19 protein-coding genes, 1 tRNA gene and 1 pseudogene are annotated in these 21766 nt (G+C 71.9%); 9 read left to right on the top strand and 12 right to left on the bottom strand.

Annotation, left to right across the window (positions count from 1 at the left end):
* Nucleotides 1-30: 30 nt before the first annotated feature.
* Both ACFC0D_RS04080 and ACFC0D_RS04075 read right to left on the bottom strand, forming a co-directional pair.
* A complete protein-coding gene (locus tag ACFC0D_RS04080; RefSeq protein WP_376430900.1) occupies nt 31-1182 on the bottom strand; it encodes a hypothetical protein in 1152 nt (383 codons plus the stop codon).
* Complete coding sequence (locus tag ACFC0D_RS04075) at nt 1115-1972, bottom strand: phosphatase PAP2 family protein (RefSeq protein ID WP_376430899.1); 858 nt, start codon at nt 1970-1972, stop codon at nt 1115-1117. Before ACFC0D_RS04075 ends, ACFC0D_RS04080 begins: the two co-directional genes overlap by 68 nt.
* Nucleotides 1973-2114: 142 nt before the next feature.
* Between ACFC0D_RS04075 and ACFC0D_RS04070 the strand changes: the two genes are divergently transcribed.
* Complete coding sequence (locus ACFC0D_RS04070) at nt 2115-2708, top strand: histidine phosphatase family protein (RefSeq protein ID WP_376430898.1); 594 nt, start codon at nt 2115-2117, stop codon at nt 2706-2708.
* Between the two features lie 35 nt (nt 2709-2743).
* Here the strand turns inward: ACFC0D_RS04070 and ACFC0D_RS04065 are convergent, their stop codons facing one another.
* A complete protein-coding gene (locus tag ACFC0D_RS04065) occupies nt 2744-4033 on the bottom strand; it encodes a tetratricopeptide repeat protein (RefSeq protein ID WP_376430897.1) in 1290 nt (429 codons plus the stop codon).
* Nucleotides 4034-4257: 224 nt separating this feature from the next.
* Here ACFC0D_RS04065 and ACFC0D_RS04060 point away from each other — a divergent pair, with 224 nt between their 5' ends.
* Together ACFC0D_RS04060 and ACFC0D_RS04055 are read left to right on the top strand one after the other, a co-directional pair.
* Nucleotides 4258-4695 carry a hypothetical protein gene (locus ACFC0D_RS04060; protein WP_376430896.1) on the top strand — a complete coding sequence of 146 codons (438 nt, stop codon included), beginning with the start codon at nt 4258-4260 and terminating at the stop codon, nt 4693-4695.
* A 39-nt stretch (nt 4696-4734) separates the two neighbouring features.
* Nucleotides 4735-5601: a spermidine synthase gene (locus ACFC0D_RS04055; RefSeq protein ID WP_376430895.1), complete on the top strand. Its 867-nt coding sequence runs from the start codon at nt 4735-4737 to the stop codon at nt 5599-5601.
* Between the two features lie 18 nt (nt 5602-5619).
* On the opposite strand, the gene ACFC0D_RS04050 is transcribed toward ACFC0D_RS04055, so the two are convergent.
* Nucleotides 5620-6168 (bottom strand): hypothetical protein, encoded by a 549-nt coding sequence (locus tag ACFC0D_RS04050; RefSeq protein WP_376430894.1) that lies wholly within the window; start codon nt 6166-6168, stop codon nt 5620-5622.
* 78 nt (nt 6169-6246) lie between these two features.
* Between ACFC0D_RS04050 and ACFC0D_RS04045 the strand changes: the two genes are divergently transcribed.
* The 3 genes from ACFC0D_RS04045 (at nt 6247) to ACFC0D_RS04035 (ending at nt 9997) form a co-directional block, all read left to right on the top strand.
* Nucleotides 6247-6948, top strand: a complete 702-nt coding sequence (locus ACFC0D_RS04045; RefSeq protein ID WP_329120252.1) for a response regulator transcription factor — start codon at nt 6247-6249, stop codon at nt 6946-6948.
* Entirely contained in the window at nt 6945-8357 is a 1413-nt protein-coding gene (locus ACFC0D_RS04040) for a sensor histidine kinase (protein ID WP_376430893.1), read from the top strand. Before ACFC0D_RS04045 ends, ACFC0D_RS04040 begins: the two co-directional genes overlap by 4 nt.
* A 143-nt stretch (nt 8358-8500) precedes the next feature.
* Nucleotides 8501-9997, top strand: coding sequence for a cellulose binding domain-containing protein (locus tag ACFC0D_RS04035; RefSeq protein WP_376430892.1), 1497 nt, complete (start codon nt 8501-8503; stop codon nt 9995-9997).
* A gap of 85 nt (nt 9998-10082) precedes the next feature.
* Here ACFC0D_RS04035 and ACFC0D_RS04030 read toward each other — a convergent pair whose 3' ends face one another.
* The 6 genes and pseudogenes from ACFC0D_RS04030 to ACFC0D_RS04005 all read right to left on the bottom strand — a co-directional run bounded on the left by ACFC0D_RS04030 (nt 10083) and on the right by ACFC0D_RS04005 (nt 15889).
* Nucleotides 10083-10838 (bottom strand): alpha/beta fold hydrolase, encoded by a 756-nt coding sequence (locus ACFC0D_RS04030; RefSeq protein WP_376430891.1) that lies wholly within the window; start codon nt 10836-10838, stop codon nt 10083-10085.
* 106 nt (nt 10839-10944) lie between these two features.
* Nucleotides 10945-12800, bottom strand: a pseudogene (locus ACFC0D_RS04025) (rhamnogalacturonan lyase).
* A 117-nt stretch (nt 12801-12917) separates the two neighbouring features.
* Nucleotides 12918-12990 (bottom strand) — tRNA-His (locus ACFC0D_RS04020).
* A 155-nt stretch (nt 12991-13145) separates the two neighbouring features.
* Complete coding sequence (gene orn, locus ACFC0D_RS04015) at nt 13146-13748, bottom strand: oligoribonuclease (protein ID WP_376430890.1); 603 nt, start codon at nt 13746-13748, stop codon at nt 13146-13148.
* A gap of 128 nt (nt 13749-13876) precedes the next feature.
* A complete protein-coding gene (locus ACFC0D_RS04010; protein WP_376430889.1) occupies nt 13877-15046 on the bottom strand; it encodes a helix-turn-helix domain-containing protein in 1170 nt (389 codons plus the stop codon).
* A 396-nt stretch (nt 15047-15442) separates the two neighbouring features.
* Entirely contained in the window at nt 15443-15889 is a 447-nt protein-coding gene (locus tag ACFC0D_RS04005; protein ID WP_376430888.1) for a hypothetical protein, read from the bottom strand.
* 331 nt (nt 15890-16220) lie between these two features.
* On the opposite strand from ACFC0D_RS04005, the gene ACFC0D_RS04000 reads away from it, so the two are divergent.
* Together ACFC0D_RS04000 and ACFC0D_RS03995 are read left to right on the top strand one after the other, a co-directional pair.
* A complete protein-coding gene (locus ACFC0D_RS04000) occupies nt 16221-16742 on the top strand; it encodes a universal stress protein (RefSeq protein ID WP_329120266.1) in 522 nt (173 codons plus the stop codon).
* A 199-nt stretch (nt 16743-16941) separates the two neighbouring features.
* Nucleotides 16942-17508: a GPR1/FUN34/YaaH family transporter gene (locus ACFC0D_RS03995; protein ID WP_376430887.1), complete on the top strand. Its 567-nt coding sequence runs from the start codon at nt 16942-16944 to the stop codon at nt 17506-17508.
* A gap of 274 nt (nt 17509-17782) precedes the next feature.
* Here the strand turns inward: ACFC0D_RS03995 and glmS are convergent, their stop codons facing one another.
* The gene (glmS, locus tag ACFC0D_RS03990) at nt 17783-19600 is read right to left on the bottom strand and encodes a glutamine--fructose-6-phosphate transaminase (isomerizing) (RefSeq protein ID WP_376430886.1); all 1818 of its coding nucleotides are present in this window, start codon (nt 19598-19600) and stop codon (nt 17783-17785) included.
* Between the two features lie 33 nt (nt 19601-19633).
* On the bottom strand, nt 19634-19909 hold the full coding sequence (locus ACFC0D_RS03985; protein ID WP_041662420.1) for a hypothetical protein: 276 nt from the start codon (nt 19907-19909) through the stop codon (nt 19634-19636).
* A 187-nt stretch (nt 19910-20096) separates the two neighbouring features.
* Between ACFC0D_RS03985 and ACFC0D_RS03980 the strand changes: the two genes are divergently transcribed.
* Nucleotides 20097-21716 (top strand): beta-N-acetylhexosaminidase, encoded by a 1620-nt coding sequence (locus ACFC0D_RS03980; protein ID WP_376430885.1) that lies wholly within the window; start codon nt 20097-20099, stop codon nt 21714-21716.
* The last annotated feature ends 50 nt before the right edge of the window (nt 21717-21766 follow it).

The raw sequence follows: 21766 nt of genomic DNA, 5'->3' as shown, positions 1-21766 counted from the left end.
CCTTTCCGGTCGTGCCGGTCGTGCGTGTGCTCAGCGGGGACATGCGGCGGCCTCCTGCGCGGTCCGGGCGTGCGGGACCGCCAGCGCCTCGACCCGGAGCGCCCGCGCCCTGCGCAGCGCGTCGACCGTCGGGTCCTCCGCGTCGCCCTCCTCGCCGCGCGCCGCCGCCAGGACGGCGCCGATCGTGGTCAGCCCGCCGAGCTCGCCCCGTACCGAACGGCCGAGCGCCTCCACCGCACCGGCGAGTCTCGCGCGCTCCCGGCAGTGGAAGGCCAGCTCGCAGGCGGCGAGGCACTCCGGCGCGTACGCGTACGGAACCGACTCCACCGCCGACGCCAGCTCTTCCGGGGAGCAGGTCTCCACGTCGAAGGTGACGCCGTCGGGCAGCGCGTCCGCGATGTCCTCGATCCGGGTCAGCCGGGCCAGCTGCCGGCGGGTCACGGACAGCTGCTTGCGCACGTCGACGACCGAGGCCGTCGGCAGGTTGGAGAAGTCCTTCGGGCAGACGAGGAGCACCGAGTGCGCCACCGCCGCACCCTCCGTCAGCGCCGCGAGCCGCTCCAGGGCCAGGACGTACACCGCCGCCTGTCGGGCCGCCGCGCCGACCTTGGAGGCGTCCGCCGAACCGTCGATCATCGGGAACGACTTGATCTCCACGACCGTCCACCGGCCGTCGGGGTGCACGACCACCACGTCGGGCTCGAGATAGGCGGGGGAGCCCGCCACGTCCAGGGCCAGCATCGGATGGTCGAGCAGCGCCCACTCCCCGGCGGCCGTCGCCTCGCGCAGTGCGAGGGCCGTGCGGGCCGCACGGCCCTCGGGCCCGACCGCGGCCAGATCCGGGAGCCGTACCGCCCCGGGCTCCTCGATGCCGAGCAGGCGCAGCAGCTCGCGGCCGCCGTCGGCCTTGACCTTCGCCTCGAAGGCGTTGCCCCGCATGAAGGCGAACTGGGACTGTCCGAACGCCGCCGGCGAGCCCAGCTTCGAGGCGAGCGCGGCCTTGTCCACCCCGGCGCCGTCGAGCAGCGCGCGTCGCCGGCAGCCGGGATTGGCGGCCAGCGCCGCCAGCGCCCGCGCGTCCAGCGGATGCGGCGCCACGGCCGGTCCGCGCAGCTCAGCGAGCTGGAGCCGGAGTGTCGTCTGCGGAGGTCGAGGAGCTCCGCTGCCCAGGGATTCGCTCACCCGCGGAAGTCTCCCATCCGCCACTGACAATCGGCCGGTCCTCCCGCCCGACGGTGCTCCCGAGGGTGCCGCGGACCCGGTCCGCGAGGCGCAGCGCGGGCGCGGTGAGCAGGAGCCCGAGCCCCATCACGGCCGCCCCGGCGACCGCGTCGAGGAAGTAGTGGTTCGCCGTGCCCATGACGACCACGGTGGTGAGCAGCGGATAGGCGACGCCGAGGGCCTTCAGCAGCGGCGTACGCCCGTACCGCCACAGCATCACTCCGCACCACAGCGCCCAGCCGACGTGCAGGCTCGGCATCGCCGCGTACTGGTTGGTCATCGCGCCCATCCCGCGCGGTGCGCTGGCCTCGGCGCCCCACCAGCCGTACGAGCTGAACTGCGCCATCGTGTCGACGAAGCCGTGGTGGGCGTCCAGGAGCCGGGGCGGGCAGGTGGGCAGCAGGGTGAAGCCGATCAGACCGAGGAGGGTGGAGACCATCAGCCAGGTGCGGGCGGCCCGGTACCGGCCGGGACGGCGGCGGAAGAGCCAGATCAGAACGGCCGGGGTGACGACGTAGTGCAGGGAGGCGTACGCGAAGTCGGCGGGGATCCCCAGGGCCGGGGTCTCGGTGAAGAGCCGGTTCAGCGGGTGCTCGGCGTTCAGGTGGAGGGCCTTCTCCAGGTCGAGGATGGCCAGGCCGTGGTCGACGGCGCTCTGCACATCGCCGCGGGCGAGCAGCCGTCCGCAGGAGTACGCGGCGTACACGACGCCGATGAGTATCAGTTCCGCCCACCAGCGTGGTCTGCGCATTCCCCGGATCCCTCTCGTTTCGGCCGAGGAGAGGGACGTCGGCAGGGGCGCGCGGGTTGCCCGGGCGTCTCCGCGAATTCACGTGAGCGATGATGGATGTGCACTGCGAAACGTCGCCCCGTTGAAGAAACAGGGAGCCTTCATGCCACCGCGCATCCTGCTCGCCCGGCACGGTCAGACCGAATGGTCGCTGCTCGGCCGCCACACCGGCAGGACGGACATCCCACTGCTGGACGAGGGCCGGCGCGGCGCCAAGCTGCTCGGCGAGCGGCTGCACCGGGCGCCCTGGAACGGGCTGCCGGACCTGGAGATCCGCACCAGCCCGCTGGTACGCGCGCGTGAGACCTGCGAGCTCGCCGGCTTCGGCGAGCGGGCGCAGGAGTGGGACGCGCTGATGGAGTGGGACTACGGGGCGTACGAGGGGCTGACCCCGCCCCAGATCCAGGCCCTTCAGCCCGGCTGGCTGCTGTGGCGCGACGCCGTGCCGGAGGGAGAGAGCCTGGCGCAGGTCGCGGCGCGGGCCGACGAGGTCGTGGAGTGGGCGCGCTCGGCGGACCGGGACGTGCTGGTCTTCGCGCACGGCCACATCCTGCGGACGATCGCGGCGCGTTGGCTGGGCGAGGAGGTCTCCTTCGGCGCCCGCATCGGCCTCGACCCGACGAGCCTGTCGGTGCTGGGCTGGATGTACGGCGAGCCGGCCATCGCACGCTGGAACGACACCGGGCACCTCGAGTAGGCGCCCCGGTCCCGCCCTCACCGCCTCGGGCGGGGTCAGCGGGCTGCCGCGAGGACCCTGCCGGTCTCCGTCAGGATGGTCCGGATACGGGAGGACTGGACGCCGTCCAGCGAGTCCACCACCCGGCGGGCCTCGGCCGCCGCCTCGTCCTGGCGCCCCGCATGGGCCAGGTTGCTCGCCAGCTGGGCGCGGTAGAGGGCGAGGTTGCGGGCGAAATGCGGGTTCTGGAGGACCGTCGCACGGTGTGCGTGGCGGGCCGCGCGGCTCCAGTCGCCCAGCGCCGACCAGCAGTGCGCCTCCAGGGCCTCCAACTCCGGCTCCCCGAAGAAGGACATCCACTCCGGATCGCCGTCGGCCTGGCCCCGGGCGAAGTGGGTGTGCGCGCGCCCCAGGGACTGCTCGCAGGCGGCCCGGTCGCCGAGCCCGGCCCAGGCCCCCGCCTCCCGTAGCGAGAGGAGGGAGAGCAGCCGGGCGGAGGAGAGCGGCTGCGCCGCCCGCAGGCCCGCCTGGGCCGCCCGGACCGCCTCCCGGTACCGCCCCGCGTCCCTGGCCAGGAACGACGTGTTGCAGAAGGCGTGCGCCTCCAGGGCCGCATCCCCGGACACGCGCGCGGTGGCGAGGGCCTCCGCGTAGTGCGAGCGGGCGTCGTCGAAGCGGCCGGAGTCATGGGCCAGCCAGCCGACGGAGATGGCGAGTTCGCCCGCGCCGGCGTGCAGCCGGTCCTCGGTGGAGCGCCGGGCCGCGGTGCCCGCGTCGAGCAGCGCGTACGCCGCCCGCAGCGGCTGGGCGGCCACCTTGTACAGGCCGTCGGCGCCGTGCCGGTCGTCGAGCAGCCGGATCTGTCGTACGGCTTCCTCGACGGCCCGGACCTCGTCCTCGCCGATCCTGTGGGCTCCCCGAGGGGACGGGATCGCTGCGGCGGTGCCGCCGAGTCCCAGCGAGGCGGCTGCCACAGTGGCGGTACCGCTCGTCATGAATGCGCGACGCAGCACGTCGCTCTCCTCATCGTTCCGGGTCGTGACCGCGGGTGGGGGCGGTGCCCCGGCCGAGGCGGCCGGCCGTCGGCCGCGCACCGCCTCCCGCGCCGAGAAGCCCAGGTCCGCCAGGCCGAGACCGGGGAACATGTGCAGGAACACCCGCTCGTACGCGTAGTTGGGACAGCGGATCTCGCCCGCCTCCACGCGTCCGATGTAGCGGGCGTCGCAGGCGACCTGCTCGCCGATCTCCCGCGCCGCCCGGCGGACCGCCGCGGCGAACTCCGCCGGCGAGTGCTGTCCGCGGAGCCGGCGGAAGGCGAGATTGGGAACTGCCCGTGACATCGCCATGGCCGAGCCCTCTCCTGGTGCTGCCGGTGTTCCGGCGGAGCAAGAACGTACCTGCTGTGACCGGCCACGTACGCAGAGTTTGGCTACAAATCGGATATCTCGCGCGCGATCTGCCATGAACTGCCATCCTTTGCGGCGGCGTGCCGCCGTAGCCGTTGACGCGCACGGGCGTTGAACCATGCGGAGAGACGGAACGTGTCTTCTCAAGAGCGAGGAGGGGTCCCTTGTTGGAGATCGGATCGCAGTCGACCGCACGCCACGTACCCACCCCGGACGCCAGCGCCCCGCACGAGACCCCCTGCGACCTGGTGACCGTGCCGGTCCGCCAGGGCCTGGAGGCCGTGGACATCCTGCGCCGCGGCGGGGCCCCCGCGGTCGGTCCCGTGCTGCATGACGGGGCCTGCGACACCCTCGGCTTCCTGGTCCCGCCCGGCACGGCCGAAGGCTGGGACATGCCGGGCAGCGCCTGTACGCAGACCCTGGGGCGCGGCCTGCGCATCCCCGAACTGCCGGAGCTCCCCGAGCCGGCGGGTGACGCGCCCCGCCCCGCCGGCTGGCTCCTGCCGCCCGGCGACAACGGGCAGGTCACCGACCCGGCGGTGCTGCGCGAGGCCCTGGGCCAGGCGGCCCGTCTGATCGAGGCGGCCGACGGCTGCCGCTGAGCGGGCGGGGCACCACCGCGAGCGCCGATAATGGGGCTCGTGGCCAGGAACAGAACGCGTGAGAGGGCGGCAGCAGCCGTCGCCGTCGTCGAGACCGTCGACGGCGGACTCGCGGAGCTCATACCCGACCGGGAGCGGCCCCGCGGCTGGACGCTGCTGATAGACGGCGCCCCGCAGTCGCACGTGGACCTCGACGACCCGGGCCATCTCTCCTTCGAGTACCAGCGACGCCTCGGCCACATCGCCGACCTCGTCGCCCCGCCGAACCGGCCCCTCCAGGTCGTCCATCTCGGCGGCGGAGCCTTCACGCTGGCCCGCTACATCGCCGCCACCCGACCCCGCTCCACCCAGCAGATCGTGGAACTCGACGGGTCCCTGGTCCAGCTCGTCCGCCGCGAGCTGCCCCTCGACACGGCCGCCCGCATCCGCGTCCGGTCCACCGACGCCCGCGCCGGACTCTCCAAGGTCCAGGACGGCTGGGCGGACCTGATCATCGCCGATGTGTTCAGCGGGGCCCGTACGCCCGCGCACCTCACCAGCACCGAGTTCCTCGCCGAGGTCCGCCGCGTACTGAAGCCCGGCGGGTTCTACGCCGCCAACCTGGCCGACGGACCCCCGCTGACCCATCTGCGCGGCCAGATCGCGACCGCCGCCACCGTCTTCCCGGAGCTGGCGCTGACGGCCGACCCGACCGTGCTGCGCGGCCGCCGCTTCGGCAACGCCGTGCTGCTCGCCTCAGACCGGGAGCTTCCCGTGGCCGAGCTGACCCGCCGGGTGGCGACCGACCCGCACGCCGGGCGGGTGGAGCACGGCCGGGAGCTCGCCGACTTCACCGGGGGAGCGGCCCCGGTCACCGACGCCAGCGCCAAGCCCTCGCCCGTACCGCCGGCGTCCGTGTTCCGCTGACGGCGGGAGCGCGGACCCCTATCGCTCGTCGATCTCGACCCGGGGCGCGGTGTCGTGCCAGACGCAGAAGACCGACAGCTCCCGGCCGTCCTTGGTGAAGGTGACCCGGATCCAGGTCGGCTGCTTCCAGACCTGCATCTGCCAGCCCGAGGACGGCGTCGCCGAGACCAGCTCCGCCGACGTCTCGCCGAGGTCGAACACGACCCGGCCGCCGTCCACGGCATAGCTCTTGACGTCGCCCCCGCTCTGCGGCTGCCCCGTGGACGTCGCCGAGGGCTTGCGCGAGGGGCTCGTCGAGGGCGAGGCCGTCGGGGCGCCGCTCGCGCCGGGCCCGGTGGTCGGCGTGGACGAGGGGGCCTTCGGCCGCTGCGTGGAGGACGACAGCGGATCGCCGATCTCGCCGGCCGGCCCGTCGGTGGTGCCGGCCGGGATGGGCAGGGCGCGCGGCGGGTCGTAGACCGTGCCGGCCAGCACCGTGTGCACACCCCACCACGAGAGCGTGACCGCCGCGCCCGTGGCGAGCGACCACGCCATGGCGTGAACAAGTCCTCTACGCATCCGGGCCATCCTGCACCACGCCACCCCTGGGCGTCCTGCAGGGTGGACCTTCCCTCGTCGTCCCCCGTATGGCGTACGGTGCGGGCCATGGCAAGTGTGCTCGTGGTCGAGGACGACCAGTTCGTGCGCTCGGCCCTCATCCGGCATCTGACCGAGGCCTCCCACACCGTACGGAGCGTCGGCACGGCCCTGGAGGCGCTGCGCGAGGTCGCCCATTTCCGTTTCGACGTGGTCATCCTGGACCTCGGACTGCCCGATCTGGACGGGTCCGAGGCGCTGAAGATGCTGCGCGGCATCACCGACGTACCGGTGATCATCGCGACCGCGCGGGACGACGAGACGGAGATCGTCCGGCTCCTCAACGACGGCGCCGACGACTACCTCACCAAGCCCTTCTCCGTGGAGCACCTTTCGGCGCGGATGGCCGCCGTACTGCGCCGCTCGCGGGCCGCGGCGGGCGAGGCGCCTCCGTCGCGGGTGATCCAGGTCGGCGGTCTGTCGATCGACCCCCTGCGGCGGCAGGCGGAGCTCGACGGGACCGGGCTCGACCTGACCCGCCGGGAGTTCGACCTGCTGGCCTTCCTCGCCGGGCGGCCGGGGGTGGTCGTGCCGCGCAAGGAGCTGCTCGCCGAGGTGTGGCAGCAGTCCTACGGGGACGATCAGACCATCGACGTACATTTGTCATGGCTACGGCGGAAGTTGGGTGAAACGGCCGCCCGTCCCCGCTATCTGCACACCCTGCGCGGGGTGGGCGTGAAGCTGGAGCCGCCGCGGGAGCCGCAGCCGTGAGATGGGCACTCGTCAAGGTGTCGCTGGCCGTCACCGCCATGGTCGTCGTCGCCTTCGCCGTACCGCTCGGCCTCGTCGTCAAGGAGATGGCGAGTGACCGGGCCTTCTCCAACGCCGAGCGCCGCGCCGCCGGACTCGCGCCCGTGCTCGCGATCACCACCGACCGCGAGGAACTCGACCGGGCGGTCGCCACCACCGAGGACGGGGCCGCCGGGCGGATGGCCGTCCATGTCCCCGCCGCCGACGAAGCGGGCGGCAAGGCCCTGGAGATCGGGACCCGCCGGGCCGACGAGAACGATCTGCGGACCACCCGGCAGTTGGGGCGGGCCACCATCGCCGAGGTGGAGGGCGGCTCCGTCCTCCTCCAGCCCACGGCGCTCAGCTCCGGACAGGTCGCCGTCGTCGAACTCTTCGTCCCCGAGGGCGAGGTCACCAACGGCGTCGCCACCGCCTGGCTGGTCCTGGCCGGCGTCGGCATCGCCCTGATCATCGGCTCCGTCGCCGTCGCCGACCGGCTCGGCGTCCGGATGGTCCGGCCCGCCCAGCGACTCGCCGGCGCCGCCCACGACCTGGGCGAGGGCAAGCTCGGTGCGCGCGTCCCCGAAGAGGGCCCGCCGGAGCTCAAGTCGGCGGCGATCGCCTTCAACTCGATGGCCGACCAGGTCGTCCAGCTCCTCGCCAACGAGCGCGAGCTGGCCGCCGACCTCTCCCACCGGCTCCGCACCCCGCTGACCGTGCTGCGGCTCAACACGGCCTCGCTCGGCTCCGGTCCGGCGGCCGAGCAGACCCGGGTCGCGGTCGAGCAGCTGGAGCGCGAGGTCGACACCATCATCCGTACGGCCCGGGAGGCCAAGCCGCAGACCCAGGCCACCGGCCCGGGCGCCGGCTGCGACGCCTCCGAGGTCGTCCGGGAGAGGATGGACTTCTGGTCCGCGCTCGCCGAGGACGAGGGCCGCAAGGTACGCGTGGCGGGCGTCGACCGCCCCGTACGCATCCCGGTCGCCCGGCCCGAACTCGTCGCCGCGCTCGACGCGCTGCTCGGCAACGTCTTCCGCCACACCCCCGAGGGGACGGCCTTCTCCGTCGACGTCCACAACGGCGACGACGCCGTCATCGTCCTGGTCTCCGACGCCGGTCCCGGCATCGCCGACCCGGCCGCCGCCCTGACCCGGGGCAACAGCGGCCACCGCGCCGGCTCCACCGGTCTCGGCCTCGACATCGTGCGCCAGATGGCCGAGTCCACGGGCGGCGACGTCCGCATCGGGCACTCGGTGCTCGGCGGCACCGAGGTCCGCATCTGGATCGGCCTGGACGGGCGCCGCTCCGGCGGTGAGGCCGGCCGCCGCGCCAACCGGGTGGGCCGCCGCAAGCGGAGCGGCCAGGGCTCCCGGCGTGCCGCGGACGTCTGAACCTTTCGTCGTTCCGATGGCTTCCTTAAGCGGAGCCTAAGAATCCTCAACCCGAGCCCCCTCGTACGTATTTGTCCGTTTCCCACTCGCTAGCGTGCTGCCCGCACCCCACCCCACCCCCGGCACACAGAGGCAGGCACGCGATGGGCACCAGTTCGCACCGGCGCAGGGCGAGCGGCAAGACCAAGGTCATCGGCGCGGTCGTCGCCGCGGCGGTGATCGGGGGCGCCGCGTTCGCGCTCACGGGCACCGCCCAGGCCGCGGCCGTCGGCGCCGCGTACACCAGGACCAGCACCTGGACAGGCGGCTACACCGGCCAGTACGTCGTGACCAACCAGACCTCCAGCGTCCAGTCGGGGGGCTGGACGCTGGAGTTCGACCTGCCGGCCGGCACCACGATCGGCTCCCTGTGGAACGGTGAGCACACCGTCTCGGGGCAGCACGTCACCGTGAAGCCCGCGAGCTGGAACAAGGAGCTCGCCCCCGGCCAGTCCGTCACCGTCGGCTTCGTGACCTCGGCCGCAGGCGAGGCCGGCGACCCCGCCAACTGCCTGATCAACAAGGCCACCTGCTCCGTCGGCGGCGCGACCCCGACGCCCAGCGGCCGGCCGACCGAGCAGCCCACCGCCACCGTGGCCCCGACCGCCTCGGCGACCCCCACCGCCACTGCGACGGCCACACCGAGCCAGACCGCCACGACGGCTCCGACGCCCACGCCGACGGCGACCGCCACCGGCGCCCCGGGTGCCGTCGCGAAGTACGCGCCCTACATCGACACCTCCCTCTACCCGTCGTACGACATGCTCGCGACCGCCGATGCCACTGGTGTGAAGGAGTTCAACCTCGCCTTCATCACCTCCGGCGGCTCCTGCGCCCCGCTGTGGGGCGGTGTCACCGACCTCGCGAACGACAAGGTGGCCTCCCAGATAGGGGCCCTGCGGGCCAAGGGCGGTGACGTCCGGGTCTCCTTCGGCGGCGCCGCCGGCCACGAACTGGCCCTCAACTGCTCCTCCTCCGCCGACCTCGCGGCCGCCTACGGCAAGGTCGTCGACCAGTACAAGCTCACCAAGGTCGACTTCGACATCGAGGGCGCGGCCCTGCCGGACACCGCCGCGAACACCCGGCGCTCCCAGGCCATCGCCCAGCTCCAGAAGTCCCACCCGGGCCTGAACGTCTCCTTCACCCTGCCGGTCATGCCCGAGGGGCTGACCCAGCCCGGTGTGGACCTCCTCGCCGACGCCAAGAGGAACGGTGTCCGCGTCGACGCCGTCAACATCATGGCGATGGACTACGGCCCGGCCTACAGCGGAGACATGGGCCAGTACGCGATCCAGGCCGCGACCGCGACCCAGGCCCAGATCAAGGGTGTCCTCGGGCTGAGCGACGCGGCCGCCTGGAAGGCCGTCGCCGTCACCCCGATGATCGGTGTCAACGACGTCACCACCGAGATCTTCAAGGTCGACGACGCGACCCAGCTGGTCGACTTCGCGAAGTCCAAGGGCATCGGCTGGCTGTCGATGTGGTCCTCGACCCGCGACAAGCAGTGCGCGGCGGGCGCGGTCAACCACGCGGACGCCACGTGCTCCTCGATCCTCCAGCAGCCGCTGGCCTTCACCAAGGCGTTCGCCGCCTACAAGTGAGCCACTGAGCCCCCCACACCGCGCGCTCCGGCCGGAGCCACCCCCACCGCCGGCCGGAGCGCGCCTTCTTGCGCTCCCGCCCGGATCAGGCCTGCTCCACCTCGCTCAGGAACTCGGTGATCAGCTTCCCCCATACCGCCGGGTTCTCGGCGAACGGAGCGTGTCCCGTGGCCAGTTCGGTGAGCCGCGCACCGGGGATGCCGGCCGCGACCGACCGGTGCAGCGCCGGCGCCACCAGCCGGTCCTCGGTCGTCGATATGACCAGGGTCGGCACGCCCACCCCGGCCAGGTCCTCCCGGACGTCCGCCCGCGCCACCAGGTCCGCGTGCTCCGGCGTACCCTCCGGGATCGACTCGCCGGTGAGCCGGACGACACCCTCGACGACCTCCGGTGTCATCGGGTCGAGCATCGCGGGGCTGAAGACCAGCGGCACCAGAAGGCGCGCCACCAACGCGTGCTGCCCGCTGTCCGCGAGGTCCCGCCACAGCAGGGACGCCTGCCGCAGCGCATGGTCCGCGTAGGCGAACGGGGCGGTCAGCACCAGGCCCGTCACCCGCTCCGGGTGACGGGTCGCGGCCCGGATCGCGACCGTCGTCCCCAGGGAGTACCCGGAGACGGCGAAGCGCTCCACCCCCGCGGCGTCGGCCTCGGCCACCAACCCGTCGGCCAGCGCGTCCAGTTCGAGCGGATCCGTGGCGCGGGGTGCTCCGCCCGTACCCGGCAGGTCGAACCCGACGACGTGCCGCCCGCCGGAGGCCAGCGCCCCCCGGATCGGGCCGTAGTTGGACTCGATGCCCCCGCCGGAGCCGTGGGTGAGCAGAAGCGCGCGAGAGGTCGTCATGGAAGGGTCCCCCAAATCTGTATCGGTCGTTATGAAATGACCGTACATCAGATTTCATAGCGACCGATACAGAAAAGGGTTCACTCTTTCGAGCGTCTTCGATGCGCTACGGCGTCGTGACGAGGGGCCGCGGTGCGGTCCCCATGCCGCCGCCCAGGTGGAAGCTCGGGTGCGGGGGCTGGTTGTAGGCGGTGTTCTGCCAGGCGAGACCCGTGCGGTACATCGTGTCGTGCAACAGCGTGGTGATCTTCGTGCCCGTCTCGTACGGGGACGAGTAGATCCGCAGCGCGCGGTTGTCCGCCGTGCGCCACACCACCTCCTCGCGCCAGTCGCCGAGGATGTCACCGGAGAGCGCCGGGGTCGCCTTCGTGCCGTTGTTGGAGGCGACCGAGGCACCGGTGAGCAGCCGGGTCTCGCCGGACGTCCCGTACTTGTCGATGCGGGTGCCGTCCAGGAGCTCGCGGGTGGTGTCACCGTCCCACCAGCTCAGGAAGTTCGCGGACGAGGGCTCGCGGCCCTTGGCGGCCCCGCCCTCGTCCCGTATCGAGGTGCCGGAGGCCGACCACACCTCGGCGCCCGCGTTCCCGGTGTGGATGTCGCCGGCGACCCCGCGCCCGTTGTCGCAGCAGGCGCCGAGCTGCCAGCGGATGCTGCCGTTCGCCGGGTCGATGTACAGCTCGGACGGCTGGGACGACGACTCGGAGACCTTGAAGTACTCCAGCCCGCCGTTCCCGGGTCGAGGTCGCCGAGGTGCTGGGCGTCGCCGTGCCCGGTCCTGGTCGTCCAGAGGCCGTTGCCGTTGTCGTCGACGGCCATCGACCCGTAGACGATCTCGTCCTTGCCGTCGCCGTCCACGTCGCCGACGGAGAGGCTGTGCGACCCCTGCCCGTCGTACCCCTTGCCGGTGTTGGTGGACGAACCGCTGTCGAAGGTCCAGCGCCGGGTGAACTGCCCACCGCGCCAGTCCCAGGCCACGATCACGGACCGGGTGTAGTACCCCCGCGCCATGATGAGCGAGGGCCGGGCGCCGTCCAGGTACGCGGTTCCGGCGAGGAAGCGGTCGACCCGGTTGCCGTAGCTGTCGCCCCACGAGGAGACGGTGCCGCGGGCCGGCACGTAGCCGGTGGTGCCCATCGCGGCGCCGGTGAGCCCGTCGAACATGGTCAGGTACTCGGGTCCGGCCAGGACGTAGCCGCTGCTGTTGCGGTGGTCGGCGGACGTGCTGCCGATGACCGTGCCGCGCCCGTCGACGGTCCCGTCGGCGGTCTTCATGGCGACCTCGGCCCGGCCGTCGCCGTCGTAGTCGTACACCTGGAACTGCGTGTAGTGCGCCCCGGAACGGATGTTCCGGCCGAGGTCGATCCGCCACAGGCGCGTCCCGTCGAGCCGGATGCCGTCGACGATCGTGTTCCCGGTGTAGCCGGACTGCGAGTTGTCCTTGGCGTTGGTCGGCTGCCACTTCAGTACGAAGTCCAGCGCGCCGTCCCCGTCGAGGTCGCCGACGGACGCGTCGTTGGCCTCGTAGGTGTACGCCACCCCGTCCGGGGTGGTGCCGCCCGCGGGGGGAGTGAGCGGCACGTCCTTGAAGCCGGTGCGGAACTGGACGGCGTGCACCGAGTCGCCCTGCTCCACGCCGCCGACGAAAGCGCGGACGGTGTAGTCGGCGTGAGCGGGAGCTCCGGCGTGGAAGTAGTTGGTGGAGGCGGTGACGGGGGTGGCGTTCACCTTCGTACCGGCCCGGTACACATTGAAGGCGACGCTGTCCGGGTCGGTGCCGAGCCAGCGCCAGCTCACCAGATTGCCGGTCCCGGTGTGGACGCTGACCACACCCCGGTCGAGCCGCTCGGCCTGCCGCGCGGTCGCGCCGGACGCGGTCCCGGTGGTGAGGGTGAGTGAGGCGACGGCGACGACACCGGCGCACAGGGCGGCGAGCAGGGAGCGAGGTGCCTGCGGGTACTGCACGAATCCTCCTGGCGGGAAGAGAGCCGTTGCGTACCTCACAGTCGTCGCCGCGCGGGGATCGGTTGCCCGGGAACGACCGAGGCCCCGGTTCGTATGAACCGGGGCCTCGACCTTCAGGGTGAGTAACGGGACTCGAACCCGCGACATCCTGGACCACAACCAGGTGCTCTACCAGCTGAGCTATACCCACCACGACCGGCGGTTTTCCCGAAGGTTTCCCCGACCGGCCGAGAAGAAGTCTACAGGGTCCGAGCGGGTGCTCGCGCCCGCATTCCGCCGGGGTGGCGTCAGGGTGACGTCAGGGGGCGTCGGGGGCGCGAGCAGGGGCTCACACGGTGCCGGGACTCACTCGCCGGGCAGGACGTGGCGTGCGGCGATCTGCTTCGCCGTGTCCGAGTCCGGTCCGGGCTGCGGGACGAAGATCGCCTCGCGGTAGTAGCGCAGCTCCGCGATGGACTCGCGGATGTCGGCCAGCGCGCGGTGGTTGCCGCTCTTCTCCGGACTGTTGAAGTACGCCCTCGGGTACCAGCGGCGGGCCAGTTCCTTGACCGAGGAGACATCGACGATCCGGTAGTGCAGGTGGTTCTCCAGCGCCGGCATGTCCCGCGACAGGAACCCGCGGTCGGTGGAGACCGAGTTCCCGCACAGGGGTGCCTTGCCCGGCTCCTTGACGTGCTCGCGTACGTAGGCGAGGACCTGCGCCTCGGCGTCGGCGAGGGTGGTTCCGCCGGGCAGGGCGTCGAGGAGGCCGGAGGACGTGTGCATCTGGCGCACGATCTCGGGCATGGTCTCCAGCGCCGCGTCCGGCGGGCGGATCACGATGTCCACCCCGTCGCCGAGCACGTTCAGTTCCGAGTCGGTGACCAGTGCGGCCACCTCGATGAGTGCGTCGTCCGTCAGCGAGAGCCCGGTCATCTCGCAGTCGATCCACACCATGCGATCGTTCATGCGTCCTACCTTAGGGGGTGCCCAGGGGATCGGGCCCTGCTTGCGGAGTCGTACTCCCTGCTCGCGACGACGGGCGCCGCGGGGAGGTGTCCCCGGGCGCCCGTCGGTTCGCGCTGTGCGGTTCGCCCTTATGGGGCGCTGCGCTGGCCCGGCAGTGCCGGGCGGCCCGACGCGTACAGGTCGGACGGCGGCTTGCCCGGCTCCAGCGGTCCGCCGGGACGCCGGGTGACCGGCGACACCTGCGACGGCACCATCGGGTCCAGCACCGTCGTCGCCGTCTCGGCCTGCGGGCGCCGGGCCCGGTAGGCCGCGCGGTACGCGGCCGGCGAGGAGCCGAGCTGGCGGCGGAAGTGACCGCGCAGCGCCACCGGGGAGCGGAAGCCGCAGCGACCCGCGACCTCGTCGACCGAGTAGTCGGAGGTCTCGAGCAGCCGCTGCGCCTGCAGCACCCGCTGGGTGATCAGCCACTGCAGGGGAGCGCTGCCGGTGAGCGAGCGGAACCTGCGGTCGAACGTCCGCCGTGACATGTACGCACGGGCCGCGAGCGTCTCCACGTCGAACTGCTCGTGGAGGTGCTCCAGGGCCCAGGCGACGACCTCCGCGAGCGGGTCGGCGCCGATCTCCTCTGGTAAAGACCTGTCGAGGTAGCGCTCCTGGCCGCCGCTGCGCCGCGGCGGGACGACCAGGCGGCGCGCCAGGGCGCCCGCGGCCTCCGTGCCGTGGTCGGTCCGCACGATGTGCAGACACAGGTCGATCCCGGCCGCGGTGCCGGCCGATGTCAGTACGTCCCCGTCGTCGACGAAGAGCTCCCGCGGATCCACATGGACCGACGGATAGCGCTTGGCGAGCGTCGGCGCATACATCCAGTGCGTGGTCGCCGGCCGGCCGTCGAGCAGTCCGGCCGCGGCGAGCACGAACGCGCCGGTGCACAGCCCGACGATCCGCGCGCCCTCTTCGTGTGCCCGGCGCAGCGCTTCGAGCGCCTCCGGCGGTGGCGGCGAGGTGATCGACCGCCAGGCCGGTACGACGACGGTGCCGGCCCGGCTGATCGCGTCCAGGCCGTACGGCGCGGTCAGTTCGAGGCCCCCTGTGGTCCGCAGCGGGCCTTCCTCGCCGGCGCACACGAGCAGCCGGTAGCGCGGCACTCCGGCGTCCTGCCGGTCGATTCCGAACACGGAGAGCGGGATGGAGCTCTCGAAGATGGGGCCGCCGCTGAACAGCAGCACCGCGACGACTTCGCGACGGCGGCGCCCGGAAAGCTTCCGTGCGGCCTCCGGTACGGCGGAGTCCTGGCTCATGACGCTAAGCCCCCCTCGGTGTTCGCGTCTCCCTGGTCCTGTCGCTCCTGCACGTTTCCCCTCGGTTTTGCACGAGACCCCAGTCTTCGATACCCATGATCGAATCTACTGTGTTCCGTGGCGCCGGCGTGACAAGTTCTCCATCCGGCACATTGTCGACAAGGCAACTTGGCGCGAAGCATTCGATCACGAAGCGTTCCACTCGCAGGCCGCGCAGGGAAGTGCGTCGTGCGCGCATGGCCCGTCCCCGTAGGGTGTGCGCGCCGACCGCGGGGCTTTCATGCCTGGTGGCCAGGGGGTTGAGGGGGCATTCCGGCAAGGACTCGCCGACAACTGGAAGTTGGCTGAAAACATACGGGTGTGGGTGTACGAACCTGTCAGCTCCACGGGGGTTCGTCAGATCCGTCGGGGGTTTCGGCCGCCCTGGGAGCGTCGGGATCGCGGCCGCGCGGCCTCGGCGCGCAGACCGCGTTCCGCCCGGCGCAGCAGGACCTGGCAGACCGCCGTCACCGCGACGAGCCCCAGCGCCGTCCCGGCCGCACCGCCGAGCGAGGTGCCGTAGGCGACGAGGACGACCGGGACCAGGACGCAGCAGAAGACCCCCCAGCGGACGACGTCGCCCGCCGACTCGGTCGCCGCGCTCCCCGCGCCGCCCTCCGCGCTCCCTGTGCTCCCCGCGCTCCCCGCGCTTCCACTCCTCGGCGAGGGGTCCGGGAGGCGCCGTCGGCCGGGTGTCGGTGAGGGGGGTGGGGGGAGTGCCGGCCCGGGGGTGGGCGTGGGGGAGTGGGCGACGGTGAAGGGGGACGTGGCGGTGGAGGTGGCGGCGGCCGATGGTGCGGGCACGGGCGGGGCTCCCTGCGACGGTGACTGGACCTGTGGCAACGAGGAGCGGAACGTTCCGGTCACTGCGCGTGGCCGCCGTTCGTGCCCCGTACGGACACCTGTAGGACACAACCGGCATTGCCATATCGGGACGGGCTCGTGCATGCTCCCTGGGACGCCGTGCGATCGCTGTGTGTGGTCACGACGGCTCTGGGCAGGAGAGGAGTGTCGCCGTACCCTTGGGGGTATGGGCTTGGGAAGATGATTCCCGGACACAGCTCCGCCGCCAACCGTTGTTCGTACGACGTTCTCCATCGTCCCCTCCCAACAGGACTTCTTCGCCGAGACACCGATGGCCGGTCACGAATTCCCCGAACCCGCGGACCGCAAGCGCGTCGCCGACTCCACGGTCGACCCCCTCGCGGTCGAACAGCCACGTCACTCCTGTGATCCCGCCTTCAGGCACGGAGTGGTCGTCGGCTTCGACGGCTCGACCTCCAGTGAGCGGGCCCTCGCGTACGCCATCGGCATGGCCAAGCGCTCCGGCTCCGGCCTGATCATCGTCCATGTCGCCAACCGGCTGCCCACGACCGTCTGGGCCGGCTGCGAGCCGCCGGTCTTCGTCGACGTGCCGGACCACCGCACCGAGGTGCTCGGTCTCGAGCTCGCCTGCGCCGACTACCTCGCCGAGGTCCCGTGGATCCTCGTCGAGCGCGGTGGCGACATCTGCCACGAACTGGAGGAGGTCGGCCGGGAGTACTCGGCCGACGCGATCGTGGTCGGCTCCACGCACGGCATCGTCGGCCGGATCTTCGGCTCGGTGGCCGGACGCCTCGCGAAGCGCGCGCAGCGTCCCGTGATCGTCATTCCCTGAGCCGAGATCCCCTGAGTCGTACGACCGGCCGCGACGGCTCGATCTCGACGGCTTCATCTCCTCGACACTTCGTCAACTCCTTTGGTGTAGCGATAAATTTCACCTCCGACAGGTGATTTGTGCGCTTGTGAAGGGTACTTAAAGGTCACCGGAACAAGCAGCTCACGCAGCACAACTGCCCACTTGAAGGGAGCCCGCCGTGGACAACGAAGTCGCCGCGGGAAACACCACCTCCACTCTCGGCCACCTCGCGCTCGGACTGACCTTGCTGGCCTTCGGCATCGGCAGCACGGGCGTCATAGACAACGTCGCGGCGTCCGACGCCGCAGCCCTCGCCACCTGGGTCGGCGGCGTGGCGCTCTTCCTCGTCGGTCTGCTCGCCCTGCGCGCAGGCAACGGCGGTACGGGCACGGCCTATTCGGCGCTCGGCGCCTTCTGGTTCACCTGGGGGACCGGAGTGGGCGGCGACGCCTCGGCCGAGGCGACCGGGCTCTTCCTCCTGCTGTGGGCGCTGCTCGCGCTCACGCTGACCATGGCGTCCTCGGGCAGCGGGCTGTTCGGACAGGGCGTGTACGGGCTGCTGTTCGTCGCGCTGCTGCTGCTCGGCATCGGCGCCCTCGCCGACAACGGCGGGCTGGGCAAGGCGGGCGGCTGGGTCGCCGCGGTCGCCGGACTCGCGGCCTGGTACGGCGCGACGGCGGCGGTGGCCAACTGGCCGACCTCACTGAAGAGTGCCGCGGGCCGGGGTGTGGCGGCCGCCGGCTGACGTGGCCACGAGGGGTCCGCGCCCCGCTCGGGGTGGGGCGCGGGCCAGGGGGCGAGAGAGCCGAAGGGGCGGCGCGGCTGTCGACAGACGCGCAAGCGCCCTCAAGGCGGATCGAGCCCTCGATGAAAGCAGCGGTCCCTGTGCACAGGTGGCGTGCGCAGGGACCGCTGCGTGTCCGGCCGGGCGTCCGGCCCTCCGGGGACAGGTCCGGAATGCGGGCGGACGGGCTTTCCCGGCCGTGGTCGAGAGCTCCGGGTGACAGGCCCGGAACCTGCTACTCGACCGTGACGGACTTGGCCAGGTTGCGCGGCTTGTCGATGTCGCGGCCCATGGCGAGCGCCGTGTGGTACGCGAGGAGCTGGAGCGGGATGCCCATCAGGATCGGGTCCAGCTCGTCCTCGTTCTTCGGGACGACGATGGTGTGGTCGGCCTTCGCCTGCGGCTGGTGCGCGACCGCGAGGATGCGGCCGCTGCGGGCCTTGATCTCCTCCAGGGCGGCGCGGTTCTTCTCCAGCAGGTCGTCGTCGGGGACGATCGCGACCGTCGGCAGGGCCGGCTCGATCAGGGCGAGCGGGCCGTGCTTCAGCTCGGAGGCCGGGTACGCCTCGGCGTGGATGTAGGAGATCTCCTTGAGCTTCAGGGAGGCCTCCAGGGCGACCGGGTAGCCCCGCACGCGGCCGATGAACATCATCGACTGGGCGCCCGCGTACTCCGCGGCGATCTTCTTGATCTCGTCCTCGGTCTCGAGGATCTCGCTGATCTGCGCGGGCAGCTTGCGCAGGCCCTCGATGATCCGCTTGCCGTCGGTCACCGAAAGGTCGCGGATGCGGCCGAGGTGCAGGGCGAGCAGCGCGAAGGCCGTGACCGTGTTGGTGAAGCACTTGGTGGAGACGACGCAGACCTCGGGGCCGGCGTGCACGTACACGCCGCCGTCGGCCTCGCGGGCGATCGCCGAGCCGACGACGTTGACGACGCCGAGGACGCGGGCGCCCTTGCGCTTCAGCTCCTGGACGGCGGCCAGCACGTCGTACGTCTCACCGGACTGGGAGACGGCGATGTAGAGGGTGTCGGGGTCCACGACCGGGTTGCGGTAGCGGAACTCCGAGGCCGGCTCGGCGTCGGCGGGGATGCGGGCCATGGACTCGATGAGCCCGGCGCCGATGAGGCCGGCGTGGTACGAGGTGCCGCAGCCGAGGATCTTGATACGGCGGATGGAGCGGGCCTCGCGGGCGTCGAGGTTCAGGCCGCCCAGGTGGACCGTGGAGAAGCGGTCGTCGATCCGGCCGCGCAGCACGCGGTCGACCGCGTCGGGCTGCTCGGAGATCTCCTTGTGCATGTACGTGTCGTGGCCGCCCATGTCGTAGGAGGCGGCCTCCCACTCCACGGTCTCCGGGGTGGCCGTCGTGGAGGCGCCCGAGGTCGTGTACGTGCGGAAGTCGTCGGCCTTGAGGGTGGCCATCTCGCCGTCGTCGAGGGTGACGACCTGGCGGGTGTGGGCGATCAGGGCGGCGACGTCGGAGGCGACGAACATCTCCTTCTCGCCGATGCCGAGGACGACCGGGGAGCCGTTGCGGGCCACCACGATGCGGTCGTTGAAGTCGGCGTGCATGACGGCGATGCCGTAGGTGCCCTCGATGACCTTGAGCGCCTCGCGGACCTTCTCCTCCAGGGTGGTGGCCTGGGAGCGGGCGATCAGGTGGGTGATGACCTCGGTGTCGGTCTCGGAGGCGAAGACGACGCCGTCCGCCTCGAGCTTGGCGCGCAGCTCCTGCGCGTTGTCGACGATGCCGTTGTGGACGACCGCGACCTTGTTCTCGGGGTCCAGGTGCGGGTGCGAGTTGATGTCGCTCGGCGCGCCGTGGGTGGCCCAGCGGGTGTGGGCGATGCCGGTGGTGCCGGTGAAGCGCTTGGGGACGCGGGCCTCGAGGTCACGGACCCGACCCTTGGCCTTCACCATCTTCAGGCCGGAGGCCTTCGGGCTGGTGATCACGATGCCGGCGGAGTCGTACCCCCGGTACTCCAGCCGCTGCAGGCCTTCCAGCAGCAGCGGGGCCACGTCACGCTTTCCGATGTAACCGACAATTCCGCACATAAAGGTGTAACCCCTCCAAGGTAGTGGGCGTGCTCAGCCGTAGACGATGCGGCGCAGTTGCCGGAGCGAGAGCTCCGGCGGCGCCACGGCGCGGTGCGGCAGCTCGGCCGCGATGCGCTCGAAGATCTCGGCGTTCACGGCGCCACCGGACTGCAGTTCGCGGTGGCGGCGGCGGACGAAGTCCTCGGTCGACTCGTCGAAGTACGCCAGCACGTCGAGAACCACCCGGGCGGCCTCACCGCGCTGCAGCGCGGTGCTGCGCACCAGGTGGTCGATGAGGTCGTCATGCGACGGGCGGCGTTCGAGCACCCGTGAATACTGAGGGGTACCCGGGCGACTTAGCAAGAATCCTGCCCGAAATCGGGCAGACCCCTCCATGATCGCAGCCTTGAGTGGCCAAATTGGTCTACACCTTGACCGCGCAAGTGGTCCACGGTACGCATGGTGACTGTTCGGATACGCATATCCACAGCCTCGAAGTCCATCGAAAGGGACCATGTCTGTGAGACAGCGCAGAACGCTTCCCCGCGTGCTCGGCGCCCTGCTGCTCCTTGCGGCGGCCGGCATCTCCTGCGTCGGAGCCGCCCCCACCGCCCACTCCGCCGCCGATTCCGTGCTGCGGCCGCTCGGCAGGGTCGTCCCGGCCCCCGCCTCCGTGGCGCCCGGCGGACAGCCGTACACGATCAACGCCGCCACCCGTATCCGCGTCGACAAGGGCTCCCGCGAGTCCCGCGCCGTCGCCGACTACCTCGCCGGGCTCCTCCGCCCCTCGACCGGTCACGCGCTGCCCGTCGTCGACGAGAACGCGGCGGCGGGCGGCATCCGGCTCCGCCTCACCAAGGACGCCGCGCTCGGCGACGAGGGCTACCGGCTGCAGTCGGGCCGCAGCGGCATCACTCTCACGGCCCACCGCCCCACCGGCCTCTTCCGGGGCGTCCAGACCCTGCGCCAGCAGCTCCCGGCGGCCGTGGAGAAGCGCACGGTGCAGCCCGGGCCCTGGCGGGTCGCGGGCGGCACCATCACCGACACCCCGCGCTACGCCTACCGGGGCGCGATGCTCGACGTCTCCCGTCACTTCTTCACGGTCGAACAGGTCAAGCGCTACATCGACCAGCTCGCCCTCTACAAGATCAACAAGCTGCATCTGCATCTCTCCGACGACCAGGGCTGGCGCATCGCCATCGAATCCTGGCCCCGGCTCGCCACCTACGGCGGCTCCACCCAGGTCGGGGGCGGCCCCGGCGGCTACTACACCAAGGACGACTACAAGGAGATCGTCCGCTACGCGGCCTCCCGCCACCAGGAGGTCGTCCCCGAGATCGACCTGCCCGGACACACCAACGCCGCACTCGCCTCGTACGCCGAGCTGAACTGCAACGGCGTCGCCCCGCCGCTCTACACCGGCACCAACGTGGGCTTCAGCTCCCTGTGCGTGCCGAAGGAGGTCACCTACGACTTCGTGGACGACGTGATCCGCGAGCTCGCCGCGCTGACCCCGGGGAAGTACCTCCACATCGGGGGCGACGAGGCGCACTCCACGCCCCACGCGGACTACGTCGCCTTCATGGACAGGGTCCAGCCGGTCGTCGCCACGTACGGCAAGACCGTCATCGGCTGGCACCAGCTGACCGGCGCCACACCGGCCGAGGGCGCGCTCGCGCAGTACTGGGGACTCGACCGCACCAGTGCCGCCGAGAAGGAGCAGGTCGCGGCGGCGGCGCGGAACGGCACCGGGCTGATCCTCTCGCCCGCCGACCGGGTCTACCTCGACATGAAGTACACGAAGGACACCAAGCTGGGCCTGGCCTGGGCCGGCTACGTCGAGGTGCAGCGGTCCTACGACTGGAACCCGGCGGCCTATCTGCCGGGCGCGCCGGAGGCGGCCGTGAAGGGCGTCGAGGCGCCGCTGTGGACGGAGACCATCTCCACCGACGCCCACATCGACCAGATGGCGTTCCCGCGCCTGCCGGGCGTGGCGGAGCTGGGCTGGTCCCCGGCGGCGACGCACGACTGGGAGCAGTACAAGGCGCGGCTCGCGGAGCAGGGTCCGCGGTTCGAGGCGCTCGGGATCGACTACTACCGCTCGCCGCAGGTTCCCTGGCCCGCGGCCGAGTAGGACGAAGCGCGGGCCCGGCGGAGGACCGTACTCCCCCCTGTCTCTTATAC

It is taken from the genome of Streptomyces sp. NPDC056222, assembly GCF_042264065.1.
Classification (GTDB): domain Bacteria; phylum Actinomycetota; class Actinomycetes; order Streptomycetales; family Streptomycetaceae; genus Streptomyces.
This window is presented reverse-complemented; position numbering and strand designations above follow the sequence as displayed.